General features: G+C 71.6%; 9 protein-coding genes and 1 pseudogene. 4 read left to right on the top strand and 6 right to left on the bottom strand.

What is annotated here, in order from left to right; translation table 11 throughout:
- Positions 1-183: 183 nt before the first annotated feature.
- Complete coding sequence (locus tag ACLIN4_RS29530) at positions 184-3,105, bottom strand: glycoside hydrolase family 48 protein (protein ID WP_411576409.1); 2,922 nt, start codon at positions 3,103-3,105, stop codon at positions 184-186.
- A 510-nt stretch (positions 3,106-3,615) separates the two neighbouring features.
- Here ACLIN4_RS29530 and ACLIN4_RS29535 point away from each other — a divergent pair.
- The 3 genes and pseudogenes from ACLIN4_RS29535 to ACLIN4_RS29545 all read left to right on the top strand — a co-directional run bounded on the left by ACLIN4_RS29535 (position 3,616) and on the right by ACLIN4_RS29545 (position 6,970).
- Positions 3,616-5,352: a glycoside hydrolase family 6 protein gene (locus tag ACLIN4_RS29535; RefSeq protein ID WP_411576410.1), complete on the top strand. Its 1,737-nt coding sequence runs from the start codon at positions 3,616-3,618 to the stop codon at positions 5,350-5,352.
- Positions 5,353-5,501: 149 nt separating this feature from the next.
- Positions 5,502-6,416 carry a class I SAM-dependent methyltransferase gene (locus ACLIN4_RS29540; RefSeq protein ID WP_289907541.1) on the top strand — a complete coding sequence of 305 codons (915 nt, stop codon included), beginning with the start codon at positions 5,502-5,504 and terminating at the stop codon, positions 6,414-6,416.
- Positions 6,417-6,506: 90 nt separating this feature from the next.
- Positions 6,507-6,970 (top strand): annotated as a pseudogene (locus ACLIN4_RS29545) (SDR family oxidoreductase).
- A 51-nt stretch (positions 6,971-7,021) separates the two neighbouring features.
- On the opposite strand, the gene ACLIN4_RS29550 reads toward ACLIN4_RS29545, so the two are convergent.
- From ACLIN4_RS29550 to ACLIN4_RS29560, 3 genes are all read right to left on the bottom strand, one after another.
- A complete protein-coding gene (locus tag ACLIN4_RS29550; RefSeq protein WP_289907542.1) occupies positions 7,022-7,858 on the bottom strand; it encodes an aldo/keto reductase in 837 nt (278 codons plus the stop codon).
- Between the two features lie 83 nt (positions 7,859-7,941).
- Positions 7,942-9,768 (bottom strand): AMP-dependent synthetase/ligase, encoded by a 1,827-nt coding sequence (locus ACLIN4_RS29555; RefSeq protein ID WP_381940883.1) that lies wholly within the window; start codon positions 9,766-9,768, stop codon positions 7,942-7,944.
- A 302-nt stretch (positions 9,769-10,070) separates the two neighbouring features.
- Positions 10,071-10,955, bottom strand: coding sequence for a LysR substrate-binding domain-containing protein (locus ACLIN4_RS29560; RefSeq protein ID WP_107477418.1), 885 nt, complete (start codon positions 10,953-10,955; stop codon positions 10,071-10,073).
- A gap of 167 nt (positions 10,956-11,122) precedes the next feature.
- On the opposite strand from ACLIN4_RS29560, the gene ACLIN4_RS29565 reads away from it, so the two are divergent.
- Positions 11,123-12,127 (top strand): bile acid:sodium symporter family protein, encoded by a 1,005-nt coding sequence (locus ACLIN4_RS29565; RefSeq protein WP_179342388.1) that lies wholly within the window; start codon positions 11,123-11,125, stop codon positions 12,125-12,127.
- A gap of 51 nt (positions 12,128-12,178) precedes the next feature.
- On the opposite strand, the gene ACLIN4_RS29570 is transcribed toward ACLIN4_RS29565, so the two are convergent.
- Positions 12,179-14,092: an exo-alpha-sialidase gene (locus ACLIN4_RS29570; protein ID WP_411576411.1), complete on the bottom strand. Its 1,914-nt coding sequence runs from the start codon at positions 14,090-14,092 to the stop codon at positions 12,179-12,181.
- A 217-nt stretch (positions 14,093-14,309) separates the two neighbouring features.
- Positions 14,310-15,158, bottom strand: a complete 849-nt coding sequence (gene fdhD / locus ACLIN4_RS29575) for a formate dehydrogenase accessory sulfurtransferase FdhD (protein ID WP_100045243.1) — start codon at positions 15,156-15,158, stop codon at positions 14,310-14,312.

Below are 15,158 nucleotides of genomic sequence, written 5' to 3' on the forward strand. Positions count from 1 at the left end.
GACGAGGGCCGCCCGGCAGGTTGTCCCGCCGTCCGGTGGCGGGACCGAGCACGCGGAGCCGTCGAGCGCCACGGGGGAGGAGCGGTGCCCCCGCGCCCCGTCAGGGGCGCGGGGAACTGCGCGACCGGCCACACACGGCCCGCAGTCGAGGAACCGCCGAACCCGCCCGGCGCTCCGCGGGGGCTATTCGAGAAGCTCCGCGTACGAACCCATGGCGAGGGCGATGTCCGCCTGCGCCCAGAACCGGTGGTACGTGAACGTGGGCGCGGCACCGCCCGCGAGGTAGCTCTCGATCTTCGACCAGGCGGGGTCGTCCTGGTAGAAGGAGCGGATCGAGGAGAAGGTCGACGACGCGTCGATCGTGTCGCCGTTCGGCATGGTCCCGGTCCAGCCGCTGGGGACGTGCACCGGGTCGTCGAAGCGGTTGTAGTCGGCGCGGGTCTCCGGGACGGCGATGCCGAGCGCCGTCTGGTTGTTCTCCCACATGCCGTCCAGCAGCGCCTTCGCGGTCGCCGCCGCCTCGGTGTCGCCCGAGCGGTCGGCGTAGTACGTCAGGGTCTTGGCGTACGCCGCCGCCACGCCGACGTCGTTGGTGTAGTCCGCGACCGTGACGTGCAGGCCGGCGTTGTCACCGGGGGAGGCCGCGTCCCAGGTGTCCGGCTGCCCCGACCACTTCAGCGTCGAGGGCATCAGGAAGCTGCCGTCCGGGTTGACCGTCGTCTCCGACAGCGCCCAGTCGACCCACTTGTCCAGGACCTCCTCGGCCCGCGCGTCGCCGCTCTGCTGGTAGTACTCGGCGACCCGCTCCATGGACCACGCCTGGAAGCCGAACCACTGGTTGGACGGCGGGTCGTGGTACACCGGCTTCTCGTCGTAGTACATGCCGTAGAAGGTCGGCGTACCGGCCGGCGGGGTCGCGTACCGGCCCGCCCAGCTGTTGGTCGCGCCGCCCGCGATGGCGCCCTCGTCGGACTGGAGCCAGCGGTAGAACTCCACCTGCCGGTCCAGGGACTTGGCCCAGTCGGACGCGCCCGTCGCCGACTTCGGCTTCAGGTCGTCGTACGTGCTCAGCGCGTACGCGGCCAGCGGGTTCTGGTAGCCGCCGTGGGTGTGGCTGGAGCCGATGCGCCAGGCCCAGCCAGCCGAGGTGTCCACCGCGCCGCCCCAGGCGTAGTACCAGGACAGCAGGTAGTGCGAGGAGTCCTTGCCGGTGCCCGCCGGGCAGCTCGACGGCCCCACGCAGTTCCCGACCTTCTTGAAGTACTTGTCGAACATGGCGTAGCGCAGGTAGTCGCCCATCTTGGCGGCCTTGTCCAGGGTGCCGGCGATCTCGTCGCCCTTGCCCTGCTCCTCGGCCCACTTGTCCGCCCAGTACGCGGCCTGCACGGCACGCGCGTCGGCGTCCGGGGCGTTGGTGAACTTCCACTGCTTCGCGTAGGAAGCGTCACCCGTGAAGAGGTCCAGGTAGCCGTTCTTGCCGCCGTACTTGAAGGCGTCGCAGGTCGGCTGCGGCACCGTCTCCCACACCGACTCCTGCGCGCCGCGCTGGAAGGTGTTGATGTACGAGGGGCCGGTGTCCGAGGGACCCGCCTCGCACTTGCCGGGCGAGTTGCCGTAGCCGTAGGTGTTGTCGACGTCCTGGAGCCAGTGCATGCCGTACACGTCGTCCGTGCCGTACGCCGACTTCAGCTCGGCGGCGATCGGGTCCGGGCCGACGGAGACGGTGCCGTCCAGCTGCGCCGGGTACTCCTGCGGCGTGTCCAACTCGGGGGCGTAGGTCGCCGGCTTGGACGCGTTGTAGGAGGAGTTGGTCGGCTGGTCGGCGTGCGTGGGGATCATGTACGTCTCCATGATCTCCCAGGCGTTGTTGAACCGGGACCAGTCGCCGGTGACCTTGCCGTACATGGCCTGGAGCCACAGCAGGTAGCTGTACGCCTCGGACGTGGTCTCGTGCCCGTGGTCCGGCGCCTCCACGATCAGCGTCTCGACCGAGTGGTACGGGATGCCCTCCGGGGAGAAGTAGCCGTTCGCCGGGTCGGTGATCTTCCCGTACAGCTCCAGGAAGCGGGCGTCGTAGTCCTTGGCCGCGGCCAGCTGGGTCACGGTGACCGTGGCCTTGCCGTGGCCGGGGGCCGTCGACTCGAAGACCGCCGAGCCGGTGCCGGAGGCGTCGGCCGCGACGGTCACCTCCTGGGCGGTGTCCCAGTTCGCCGGGGTGAAGGTGAGGCTCGCCCCGGCGGAGACCGACAGGCCGGTGTTCCCGCTCGCGCGGGCCGTCGTCACGGTGACGTTCGCGGTCGGCTGCTTCGACAGCTTGACCTCGTAGCTTCCCGACTCGCCCTGCTGGACGCCCAGCTGCCCGGGTGTGGCGACCACGGTCGGTCCCGAGGCGACCGTGATGCCGACCGGCGTGGAGGCGGCGGAGGCGCCCATGCTGTCGTACGCCTTCGCCACCAGGGAATGACTGCCCACGGTCAAGCCAGAGGCGGAGTGCGTGTAGGGCGCGCTGGTGTCGGTGCCCAGCAGCGTGGTGTCGTCGTAGAACTCCACCTTGCTGATGGTGGCGTCGTCGGCCGCGGCGGCCGTGGCGGCCAGCGGGACGGCCTCGCCCTGCGAGTAGACCGACCCCGGCTCCGGGCTGGTCAGCACAGTGATCGGCGGCTGGTGCGCGCCGGCACAGGTGGTGCCGTTGACGGCGAAGTTCGTCGGCGCGGTGTTGGTGCCGCTGTAGGTGAACTGCCCGCCGGTGGTGACGGCGGCACCGGCCGCGACCCGGGCGTTGTACGCGGCGTTCTTGACGGTGACGGTCTTCCCGGACTGGCTCCAGCTGCCGTTCCAGCCGTTGGTCAGCCTCTGGTCGCCCGCGTAGTCGTACGTCAGCGTCCAGCCGTCGATGGCGTCGCTGCCGCGGTTGGTGAGCGTCAGCTCCGCGGTGAAGCCGGAGCCCCAGTCGTTGGTCCTGTAGTCGACGCTGCACTGAAGTGCGGCCGCCTGGGCGGGAGTCGAACCGGTGCCCAGCACGGTGAGGGGTAACGCGAGTGCCGCCAGGGCGGCGGTCCACAGTCGCCGCGCGGTGCGGCGTCTGCGTCTGCGTGTGGGGTGCATGGTGCTGGTTCCTCCTTGTGGCTCGGGGAGGTGGGGGAGGAGCAACAAGCCTTGAACCAGTGGGAGCGCTCCCATAGTGGAGAGGGGGTGCACAGCGGTCAAGATGTGTGGAGAGTCGAAAAGATTCGACGGGTCCCGTCGAGAGAAAGTCGGTGACTCCCCTGTTCTTTACCGTCACTTGGCGCTACCTTCATCGGCACCAGTGGGAGCGGTTCCATCAGTCGACGCGTCCGTCACGGCGCGTCCGAACTGCGAGGAGTCGCTCATGCGTCACCCCCCGCACCACCTTCCGCGTTCAGGACTTTTAGCCGCCCTCGCGGCTCGTCCGACGCGTCATCGGCCGGCGTGCCGGCTCGCACACCCCCCGGGCATCCGCACCGTGCCCGCGGGCCGTTCCTGACCTCCGTCCGCGACGGCACCCCCATGCCGTCCGGAAGCGGGCCGCGCTCCGTGTGCACGGCCCCGGACGTACAGCACGCGCACCCCTGACGAAAGAAGGAACCCGCACTCATGACCCGTAGCAGAACCGCGATGCTCGCTGCCCTGGCGCTGGTCGCCGGGGCCTCCGGCACGGCGCTCGCCGCGCATTCCGCCAGCGCCGGCGCGGCGGCCGTGCCCTGCACCGTCGACTACAAGGTCCAGAACGACTGGGGCAGCGGATTCACCGCCGCCGTGACCGTCACCAACAACGGCGCCGCCACTTCCGGTTGGTCACTGGGATGGACGTACGCGGGCAGCCAGAAGGTCGCCAACAGCTGGAACGCGAAGGTCAGCCAGAGCGGCGCCGCCGTCACCGCGACCAACGAGACCTACAACGGCACGCTCTCCACGGGTGGTTCGGCGAGCTTCGGCTTCCAGGGCACCTACAGCGGCAGCAACGCGATCCCGGCCGCCTTCACCCTCAACGGCGTGACCTGCAACGTCGACGACGGCGGCTCCACCGGCCCCGACCCGACCGACCCGCCGGACCCGACGGACCCGCCCGTGGAGGGCGAGCGGGTGGACAACCCCTACGACGGCGCCAAGGTCTACGTGAACCCCGAGTGGAGCGCCAAGGCGGCGGCCGAGCCCGGCGGCGACCGCGTCGCCGACCAGCCCACCGGCGTGTGGCTCGACCGGATCGCCGCCATCGAGGGCGTCAACGGCGGCATGGGCCTGCGCGACCACCTCGACGAGGCGCTGACGCAGAAGGGCTCCGGCGAGCTCGCCGTCCAGCTCGTCATCTACAACCTGCCCGGACGCGACTGCGCCGCCCTCGCCTCCAACGGCGAGCTCGGGCCGACGGAGATCGACCGGTACAAGACCGAGTACATCGACCCGATCGCCGAGATCCTCGCCGACCCCAAGTACGCGGACCTCCGGATCGTCACCACGGTCGAGATCGACTCGCTGCCCAACCTGGTCACCAACGTCTCCGGGCGGCCGACCGCCACGCCCAACTGCGACGTGATGAAGGCCAACGGCAACTACCAGAAGGGCGTCGGCTACGCCCTGAACAAGCTCGGCGACATCGCCAACGTCTACAACTACGTCGACGCCGGCCACCACGGCTGGCTCGGCTGGGACAGCAACTTCGGTCCCTCCGCCGAGATGTTCAAGACCGCCGCCACCACCGAGGGCGCGACCGTCGACGACGTGCACGGCTTCATCGTCAACACCGCCAACTACAGCGCCCTGAAGGAGGAGAACTTCAAGATCACGGACTCGGTGAACGGAACCTCCGTGCGCCAGTCCAAGTGGGTCGACTGGAACCAGTACACCGACGAGCTGTCCTACGCCCAGGCCATGCGCGACAAGCTGGTCTCGATCGGCTTCGACCAGAACCTCGGCATGCTGATCGACACCTCCCGCAACGGCTGGGGCGGCACGGCCCGGCCCGCCGGTCCCGGCCCGCAGACCAGCGTCGACGCCTACGTGGACGGGGGCCGCTACGACCGCCGCATCCACCTCGGCAACTGGTGCAACCAGTCCGGAGCCGGCCTCGGCGAGCGTCCGCAGGCCAGCCCCGCCGCCGGGATCGACGCGTACGTGTGGATGAAGCCGCCGGGCGAGTCCGACGGGGCGAGCAAGGAGATCCCGAACGACGAGGGCAAGGGCTTCGACCGGATGTGCGACCCCACCTACGAGGGCAACGCGCGCAACGGCAACAACCCCTCCGGCGCGCTGCCCGACGCGCCGGTCTCCGGGCACTGGTTCTCCGCGCAGTTCCAGGAGCTGATGAAGAACGCCTACCCGCCGCTGTCCTGAGCGGACTCCGGCGTAGGTGACGCCGTCGGGGTCCGGCCTGCCCGGCCGGGCCCCGACCGGCCGTTCCTTTTGCGGTGTCGGCAACTTCGTTTGCCCCGGACCGGTGAGTCGTCGCACTCTGACGGCACCGCGAACGGGAGGCTGACACCATGGCGCACGACCACCACGAACCACACCATCAGCACAGCCACGAGCACGAGCACAAGCACGGCCACGGCCACGCCGACATGGACTGGGCCGAAATGGCCCCGCTGCTGGAGGCGCAGGCCGAGCTGTACACACCGCTGTACCGGCAGGCCATGACCTGGCTGGCGCGGGAGGTGACCGACCCCGGCCTGGTCGTCGACGTCGGCAGCGGCCCCGGCGTCGTCTCCTGCCTTTTCGCCGACGCCTTCCCCGGCGCCCGCGTCGTCGCCGTCGACGGCGCCGCACCTCTGCTGGAGCGGGCCCGCGACCGCGCCGCCCGCCAGGGCGCCGCCGACCGCTTCGGCACCCTCGCCGGCGACCTGCCCGGCGTGCTGGACGAACTCGACTACCCGGCCGACCTGATGTGGGCGAGCCAGAGCCTGCACCACCTCGGCGACCAGCGCGCGGCCGTGGCCGCACTCGCCGGGCACCTCGCACCGGGCGGCACGCTGGCCGTCCTGGAGGGCGGTCTGCCCGCCCGGTTCCTGCCCCGCGACATCGGCATCGGGCGTCCCGGGCTGCAGGCCAGGATGCACGCGGTGGAGGAGGACGCGTTCGCCGAGATGCGCGCGAACACGCCCGGTTCCGTAGCCGAGACCGAGGACTGGCCGGCGATGCTGACCGCGGCGGGCCTGAAGCACACCGGCACCCGCAGCTTCCTGCTGGACCTGCCGGCGCCCCTGACGGACGAGGCCCGCGCCTACGTCACCACGTCCCTGTCCCGGCTGCGCGACCGGATCGGCGACGGCCTCGACGCCACCGACCGGGCCACCCTCGACCGGCTGCTCGACCCCGCCGACGAGGCGGGCGCGCACCGGCGGCAGGACGTGTTCGTGCTGGTCGCGCACACGGTCTACACGGCGGTCCGCCCGGTCTGACCCGGACCCTTGACTTGGAGAGCGCTCCAAGTCATGGACTCCCCGCTGTCCGGAAGGGATCCGGGCAGCGCGGACACACAGGGGGGGACCATGACCGACTCATCGGTGGCGCTCATCACCGGCGGCGGCAGCGGGATCGGGGCCGCCGTCGCACGGCGGTTGCTGGAGGCGGGGCAGCGGGTGGCCGTCACCGGCCGCGGCGAGGCGAGGCTGCGCGCGTTCCGTGAGGAACTCGGTGACCCGGAGGGTCTGCTGACGCTCGTCGGCGACGCCGCCGACCACACGCAGGTGCGCTCCGCCGTCGAGGCCACGCTCAAGGAGTTCGGCCGGCTCGACACGGTCGTCGCCAACGCCGGGTTCGCCACCCACGACTCGGTCGCCGAGGGCGACCCGGCCGGGTGGAGACACCGTTCTGGGAGGCCTACGGCAGCCTGCCGGACGGCGAACTGCTGACCGCCGACCAGATCGCCGACTCGATGGTCCGGGCCATGACCCAGCCCGCCGGAGTCGACGTCAACACCGTGGTCGTACGCCCGCTGGGACAGCCCAACTGAGGCACGCGAGGGGGCCCGGTCGCAGCGACCGGGCCCCTCACGTGCGTCGTCTCACTCGCCGTTGAACTCCGCCGGGTCCGGGCCCGTACGCCGGTCCTCGTTGAGCGCGCTGATCGCGGCGAGGTCCTCGGTGTCCAGACTGAAGTCGAACACCTCGATGTTCTCCTTGATCCGCGACGGCGTCACGGACTTCGGGATCACCACGTTGCCGAGCTGGAGGTGCCAGCGCAGCACGACCTGGGCCGGGGTGCGGCCGTGCTTCTGCGCGATCGCCACGATCGCCGGGATCTCCAGGATGCCCTTGCCGGAGCCGAGCGGCGACCACGCCTCGGTGGCGATGCCCTGCTCCGCGTGGTACTCGCGGGCGGCGTGCTGCTGGAGGTGCGGGTGCAGCTCGATCTGGTTGACGGCCGGGATGACCGACGTCTCGCCGATCAGCCGCTCCAGGTGCTCCGGCAGGAAGTTGGAGACGCCGATGGCCCGGACGCGGCCGTCGGCGTGCAGCTTCTCGAACGCCTTGTACGTGTCGACGTAGCGCTCCTTGGCCGGCATCGGCCAGTGGATCAGGTACAGGTCCACGTACTCCAGGCCCAGCTTCGTCAGCGACGTGTCGAAGGCGCGGAGCGTGGAGTCGTACCCCTGGTCCTTGTTCCAGAGCTTGGTGGTGACGAACAGATCCTCGCGGGGCACACCGGAGGCGGCGATCGCCCGGCCGGTGCCCTCTTCGTTGCCGTAGATCGCCGCTGTGTCGATGCTGCGGTACCCGGACTCCAGCGCCTGGGCGACGGCCGTCTGCGCCTCGTCGTCCGGCACCTGCCAGACGCCGAAGCCCAGCTGGGGCATCTCGACGCCGTTGTTCAGGATGATCGGGGGGACCTTGCTGCTCACGAGCTCTTGATCCTTCGGTAGTGGTCAGGTGGTACTCACATGGTCAACGATCACGGGCCGTGACGCATTCCTGACCGGCGAACTCACGCTCTGTAAAGGGCCTCGACCTCGGCGCCGTAGGCGTTCTCGATGGCCTTGCGCTTCAGCTTCAGCGAGGGCGTGAGCAGGCCGTGCTCCTCGGTGAACGGCTGGGCCAGGATGCGGAAGGTGCGGATCGACTCGGCCTGGGAGACCAGCGTGTTGGCGGCGATGACCGCGCGCCGCACCTCCGTCTCCAGGTCGGCGTCGTGCACCAGCTCGGCCGGGGACATCCGGGGCTTGTTGCGCATCGTCAGCCAGTGGTCGACCGCCTCGGTGTCGAGGGTGATCAGGGCGGCGACGTAGGGGCGGTCGTTGCCGACGACGATGCACTGGTTGACCAGCGGATGGTCCCGGACGCGCTCCTCCAGCAGGCCGGGGGAGACGCTCTTGCCGCCGGAGGTCACCAGGATCTCCTTCTTGCGGCCGGTGATGGTGAGGTAGCCGTCCTCGTCCAGCGCGCCCAGGTCACCGGTGGCGAGCCAGCCCTCGTGCAGGGTCTCGTCGGTGGCCTTGGGGTTGTTGAGGTAGCCCTGGAAGACGTTGTCGCCGTTCAGCCAGATCTCGCCGTCGTCCGCGATGTGCACGGTGACGCCCGGGACGGGCCGGCCGACGGTGCCGTAGCGGGTGCGCTCGGGCGGGTTGGCGGTGGCCGCCGCCGTGGACTCGGTCAGGCCGTAACCCTCGTAGATCTGCACGCCCGCGCCAGCGAAGAACAGCCCGAGCCGCCGGTCCATCGCCGAGCCGCCCGACATGGCGTTGCGGATGCGTCCGCCCATCGCGGCCCGGACCTTGGTGTAGACGAGCTTGTCGAAGAGCTGGTGCTGCATCCGCAGGCCCGCCGACGGGCCCGGACCGATGCCCCAGGCCTTCGCCTCCACCGCCTCCGCGTACCGCACGGCCACGTCGACGGCCTTCTCGAAGGGGCCGCCCTTCCCCTCCTTCTCGGCCTTGCGCCGCGCCGCGTTGAACACCTTCTCGAAGATGTACGGCACGGCCAGGATGAAGGTCGGCCTGAAGGCGGCCAGGTCGGGCAGGAGCGCGGCGGCGTTGAGCTGCGGCTGGTGGCCGAAGCGGACCTTGCCGCGGATCGCCGCGACCTCCACCATCCGTCCGAAGACGTGGGCGAGCGGCAGGAACAGCAGGGTCGCCGCCTCGTCGCCCTTCTTGGAGTGGAACACCGGCTCCCAACGCTCGATGACGGTGTCCGCCTCGTACATGAAGTTGCCGTGCGTCAGGACGCAGCCCTTGGGGCGGCCCGTGGTGCCCGAGGTGTAGATGACGGTGGCGACCGTGTCCGGCGTGACCGCCTTGCGGTGCCGGTGCACCACCTCGTCGTCGAGGTGGGCGCCCGCGTCGTACAGCTCCTGGACGGCGCCGGAGTCGAGCTGCCACAGGCCGCGCAGGTACGGCAGCCGGTCGATGACGGTGGCGATCGTCATCGCGTGGTCCTCGTGCTCCACGACCGCGGCCGTCACCTCGGCGTCGTGGAGCATCCACAGGCACTGCTCGGCCGAGGAGGTCGGGTAGACCGGCACCACCTGGGCGCCGATGGTCCACAGGGCGAAGTCGAAGAGCGTCCACTCGTAGCGGGTGCGGGACATGATGGCGACCCGGTCGCCGAAGCGGATGCCCTGGGCGAGCAGGCCCTTGGCGAGGGCCAGTACTTCGTCGCGGAACGCGCCGGCGCTCACGTCCCGCCACCGCCCGGCGTCGTCCTTGCGGCCGAGAGCGATGTGGCCCGGATCCTCCTGGGCATGCCGGAAGACGACATCGGCCAGACCGCCCACCGGTGGTGCCGACGTCGACGGAGGACTGGTGAATTCCCGCAAACCCCGCTCCCCGTTCCTTGTGACGCCCCGCACAGCGCGGTGAAAGCTACCCCACGCGGAACGGAGGCGGGAGGGGCGTCAAACGCGAGCAGTGCTCATGTCCGCGCTGGTCAGCGGGAGGAAATGCGCTCACATGGGGAAAGGGCGGACACGTTCCTGACGGTTGAGTAAGTTTCGGTGCCGTAATCTCCACCGAATCTGTACGACCCGCTTACCGTCGGTACGGGGCTGTCGAAGCCGCCCTCTCCTCCTCCAGCGCGGGCGCCGCGGAAAGCGTCACACCCGGTGCCGCTTCGGGTGGCTCACCTGCCGAGGCCCGCCCGTTGAGGCGGGTGCAGGCGGTCGCCGCCCGCCAGGATCGCCGAGGCCAGGGCATCCGCCGCGCCCTGCGCCGACGGGTGGCGCCGGCCGTGCACGAGCACGAAGTCGACCCGGCCCAGCTCCGGCAGTCCCGCCCGGTCCGGCACCCGTACCAGGCCGGGCGGGATCAGCCCGCGCGAGTGCGCCATCACGCCGAGGCCCGCGCGAGCCGCCGCGATCAGTCCGTTGAGACTGCCGCTGGTGCACGCGATGCGCCAGTCGCGGCCCTGCCGTTGCAGGGCGTCGATGGCGAGCGCGCGGGTGATGCCCGGCGGGGGATAGACGATGAGCGGCACCGGACGGTCGGGGTCGAGGCGCAGGCGTTCGGCGCCGATCCACACCAGACGGTCGCGCCAGACCGGCTCGCCCCGTGGGTCCTGCGGGCGCCGCTTGGCCAGCACCAGGTCCAGTTTCCCGGCGGCCAGCTGCTCGTGCAGCGTCCCCGACAGCTCCACGGTCAGCTCCAGGTCGACCTCGGGATGGTCGTGCCGGAACCCCTCGAGGATCTCCGGCAGCCGGGTCAGCACGAAGTCCTCCGAGGCCCCGAACCGCAGCCGCCCGCGCAGCCGGGTGCCGGTGAAGAAGGCCGTCGCCTGCTCGTGCACCTCCAGGATCCGCCGCGCGAACCCGAGCATCGCCTCCCCGTCCTCCGTCAGCTCCACGGAGTGCGTGTCGCGGCTGAAGAGCTGCCGGCCGGTGGCGTCCTCCAGCCGCCGCACGTGCTGGCTCACCGTCGACTGGCGCAGCCCGAGCCGCCGGGCGGCCTGCGTGAAACTCAGCGTCTGGGCCACCGACAGGAAGGTGCGCAGGTGAGAGGGGTCGTACACACCGCAAGGCTATCGCGGTACGTGATGACAGTCAGAGCGGTGTACCGGATTCCCGATCGCGCGGTGAGGGAGCAGGATGGAGCGGGGACCCGTGAGCCCCGCGAACACGACGAATGAGCACGACGAGCAAGTGGAGCACCGTGAGACGCCTGCGATGGCCGCGTTGGATGCCGGTCGACCCGTACATCCTGCTGCTGCTCGGGACGGTGGGCCTCGCGGCACTGCTCCCGGCCCGCGGCACGGGTGCGGACGTGGCCTCCGGAGCCTCCACCGTCGCGATCGCCTTCCTCTTCTTCCTCTACGGCGCCCGGCTCTCCACCCGTGAGGCGATGGACGGCGTGCGGCACTGGCGGCTCCACGTCACCGTGCTCGCCTGCACCTTCGTGGTCTTCCCGCTGCTCGGTCTCGCCTCGCGCGGACTCGTCCCGGTCTTCCTGACCGACCCGCTCTACCAGGGCCTGCTCTTCCTGACCCTGGTGCCGTCCACCATCCAGTCGTCGATCGCCTTCACCTCGATCGCCCGCGGCAACGTGCCCGCCGCCATCTGCGCCGGGTCCTTCTCCTCGCTGGTGGGCATCGTCGTGACGCCGTTGCTGGCGGCCGCGCTGCTGGGCGGTGACGGTGGCGGGTTCTCCGCCGACTCGGTGGTCGAGATCGTGCTGCAACTGCTGGTGCCGTTCGTCGCCGGGCAGCTGCTGCGCCGCTGGATCGGGGGCTTCGTCGCCCGGCACAAGAAGGTCCTCGGGCTCGTCGACCGGGGCTCGATCCTCCTCGTCGTCTACACGGCGTTCAGCGAGGGCATGGTCGAGGGCGTCTGGCACCAGGTCAGCCCGGTCCGGCTGGCCGGGCTGCTGGCGGTCGAGGCCGTGCTGCTCGCCGTGATGCTGCTGCTGACCTGGTACGGGGCGAAGGCGCTGCGCTTCGACCGGGCGGACCGGATCGCGATCCAGTTCGCCGGGTCGAAGAAGTCCCTCGCCGCCGGGCTGCCGATGGCGAGCGTCCTGTTCGGCGCCCAGGCCTCGCTGGCCGTGCTGCCGCTGATGCTCTTCCACCAGATGCAGCTGATGGTCTGCGCGGTCATCGCCAAGCGCCGCTCCCACGACCCGGAGGCGGAGGCTCCCGGGGAGCCCGCCGCCGCGGGGCGCGCCACGGTCGGCACCGGCAGCCGCTGAGCCGGTCGGGCGCCGTCCAGCCGTCAGCCGTCAGCCGTCCCCCCTCAGCCCTCAGCCGCCCGCCGCCACCCCGTCCAGCGGCAGGTGCAGCACGGTGTTCCCGGCAGCCGAGGGCGGGTTCCCGGCGGCGATCTCCGCGTCGGTCAGCGCCCGGTTCCACACGTGCACCTCGTCGATCGCGCCGGTGAAGCGGGCCCGGCCGTCCACCCGCTCCCCGATGTGCACGCCGAACGGCGAATTGCGGCTCACCGAGCCGGGGACGTCCGCCGCGCCGACCGTCGTACCATCGACGGACAGCGTCAGCCGGCCCCCGCCGCGGCGCAGCGCCAGGTGGTGCCAGCGGCCGTCGTTGTAGGCGCCGTCGGTGCGCACCCACGCCGAGCGCGGGGCCGCTCCGCCCTCACGCGTGGTGATCAGGCCCTGGACCCGGCCGTTGCCGGGCTCGGCGCGCAGCCACACCTGGGGCTGGCGGGTGCCGACCCCGCCCATCCACAGCAGCGGCTGCTCCCCGCCGTCCGCCGAGTACCGGAACCACAGCGACGCCGTGAAGTCCCCGGCCCCCAGCGGCAGCCGCTCGTCGTACGGCAGCCGTACGGCGTCGTCGACGCCGTCGAAGGAGAGCGCGCCGCCCACCGCGCCGTCCGTCGTCCCGGCGCCGCCGAGCACGACCGCGGGCGCGGCGCCCGGCGCGAGGTCGGGAGTGGTCGGACCGGCGCCCCGGCGCGGCTGGAGCCAGTCCTCGGTGAAGCGGGCGAAGCGGATCTCGTCGCGGGCGTCCACCGGCCCGGCCTCGTACATCAGGCCCACCGTCGCGTCGTCGACGGCCACCATGTCGGAGTAGCCGGACCAGTCCCGGGTGACGACCGTGCCGCGGTCCACGCTGTCCCAGGTCGCGCCGCCGTCGTAGGAGGAGCGGACCGACATCGTGCGGCGGCGGTCGGGGTCGGCGGGGGCGGACAGCAGCATCCGGTCGCCGAGGCGGAGCACGGCCCCCTGCACCTGCGGGGTGTACAGGTCCGGCAGGGCCCGGAACGGCGCGGCGAAGCTGTCGCCGCCGTCGCGGCTGACGGCCTGGGTGCGGTGTCCGAGGTCGGTGCCGTTCTCCTCCCGGCCGCTGACCAGGAGCGAGCCGTCGGCGCGTTCGGTGAGGGTGAGCTCGGACGGCTTCTGCCGGAAGGTGCCGTCGGCGGCGACGGGCCAGGTGTCGGTGGCCCCGATCCGCCAGTTCTCGCCGCCGTCGTCGCTGACCACGAGCGCCGCGTGGTTGGCGGTGACCCTCCCCCAGCCTCCGGCCGGGGGGACCCCCATCTCGCTTCGCTCGCCGTCCCAGGTCTCGGCGTTGACGCCGACCACGAGGCGCCCGGCGTGGTCGCCGCCGGTCAGCTGGACGCCGTGCACGGGGCCGGTCGCGTACCAGGAGTCCCAGTCGGGCGGCTGGATCTCAGCGCTCAGGTCGCGGGGCGCGGACCAGGTGCGGCCGTCGTCGTCGCTGTACTGGAGGTGGGGCGTGCGGGCGCAGGGCACCGCGCAGTTGCCGCCGTCGGTGCGGCCCTCGTTGTACGTCTCGACCAGCAGGACGCGACCGGTGGCGCGGTCCACGACCGGCGCCGGGTTGCCGTGGGTGTCGCCGCCGCCCTCGTTGACGACCTGGAGCGGGCTCCAGGTGCGCCCGCCGTCGGTGGAGCGCTTGACGACGAGGTCGATGTCGCCGGCGTCCCCGCAGTCGAGGACGCGGCCCTCGGCGAAGGCCAGCAGGGTGCCCTCGGTCGTCCGCACGATCGCCGGGATGCGGAAGCAGGCGTAACCGCCCGGGTCCTGGTCGGCCCGGAAGAGGACCTGCTGCTCGAACTCCGCGGCCCGGCCCTTCGGTTCCGCGTGGGCCGGCAGCGCGGAGGCGGCCAGGGCGAACAGGGACGCGAGGGCGAGCAGGGGGGAGCGCGGACGCGTACGGGGAGGTGACGGCATGGAGCGGTCTGCCCTTCAGGCGGCTGAGCCGGTCATCAGGACATCAGTACATCAGGAGGTTCCGTGCCTGATACTCCCCATTCGATCACGCGCGTGTCGCCGGACGGCGCTCACCGGAGCCCGGCCGCGCACGGGTCCGGGATCACGGCGGGGCCCCGGCGACGCAGGGGGCGCTCCCCGCCGGTCGGGGCCCCGCCGCCGTGTCGCGGGGAGCCGGTCAGCCCCGGGCGGCCGCGGCCCGGAGGGCGACGCGGTCCTCACCCGCGTACACGTTCATGGAGGTGCCGCGCAGGAAGCCCACCAGGGTCAGTCCCGTCTCGGCGGCCAGGTCCACCGCGAGCGAGGACGGCGCCGAGACGGCGGCCAGCACCGGGATGCCCGCCATCACGGCCTTCTGCGCCAACTCGAAGGACGCCCGGCCGGACACCAGCAGCACCGAGCGGGACAGCGGGAGGTCCCCGTTCTGCAGGGCGCGGCCGACCAGCTTGTCGACCGCGTTGTGCCGGCCCACGTCCTCCCGTACGTCGACCAGTTCGCCGCCCTCGTCGAACAGGGCCGCCGCGTGCAGGCCGCCGGTCCGGTCGAAGACCCGCTGGGCGGCGCGCAGCCGGTCGGGCAGGCTCGCCAGCAGTTCCGGGGTGACGCGGACCGGGGGAGTGTCGGCGATGGGCCAGCGGGCGGTCGTGCGCACCGCGTCCAGGCTGGCCTTTCCGCACAGGCCGCAGGAGGACGTGGTGTAGACGTTGCGCTCCAGGGTGATGTCCGGGGCCCGGACGTGCGCGGCCGTCCGCACGTCCACCACGTTGTACGTGTTCGAGCCGTCGTCCGTCGCGCCCGCGCAGTACACGATGTTCTGGAGGTCGCCCTGCTCGGCGAGCACGCCCTCGCTCACCAGGAAACCGGCCGCCAGCGCGAAGTCGTCGCCCGGGGTGCGCATCGTGATCGCCAGCGGCTTGCCGTTCAGCCGGATCTCCAGCGGTTCCTCGGCGACGAGCGTGTCCGGCCGGGTGGAGACCGCCCCGTCCCGAATGCGGATGACCTTGCGTCGTTCCGTGACTCGTCCCAT

This window comes from Streptomyces mutabilis, from assembly GCF_046628145.1.
GTDB lineage: Bacteria > Actinomycetota > Actinomycetes > Streptomycetales > Streptomycetaceae > Streptomyces > Streptomyces mutabilis.

Coding starts and splice junctions, on each gene's coding strand:
- ACLIN4_RS29530 (WP_411576409.1), bottom strand. CDS start 3,105: ATGCACCCCACACGCAGACGCAGACGCCGCACCGCGCGGCGACTGTGG.
- ACLIN4_RS29535 (WP_411576410.1), top strand. CDS start 3,616: ATGACCCGTAGCAGAACCGCGATGCTCGCTGCCCTGGCGCTGGTCGCC.
- ACLIN4_RS29540 (WP_289907541.1), top strand. CDS start 5,502: ATGGCGCACGACCACCACGAACCACACCATCAGCACAGCCACGAGCAC.
- ACLIN4_RS29565 (WP_179342388.1), top strand. CDS start 11,123: ATGCCGGTCGACCCGTACATCCTGCTGCTGCTCGGGACGGTGGGCCTC.
- ACLIN4_RS29570 (WP_411576411.1), bottom strand. CDS start 14,092: ATGCCGTCACCTCCCCGTACGCGTCCGCGCTCCCCCCTGCTCGCCCTC.
- fdhD (WP_100045243.1), bottom strand. CDS start 15,158: ATGGGACGAGTCACGGAACGACGCAAGGTCATCCGCATTCGGGACGGG.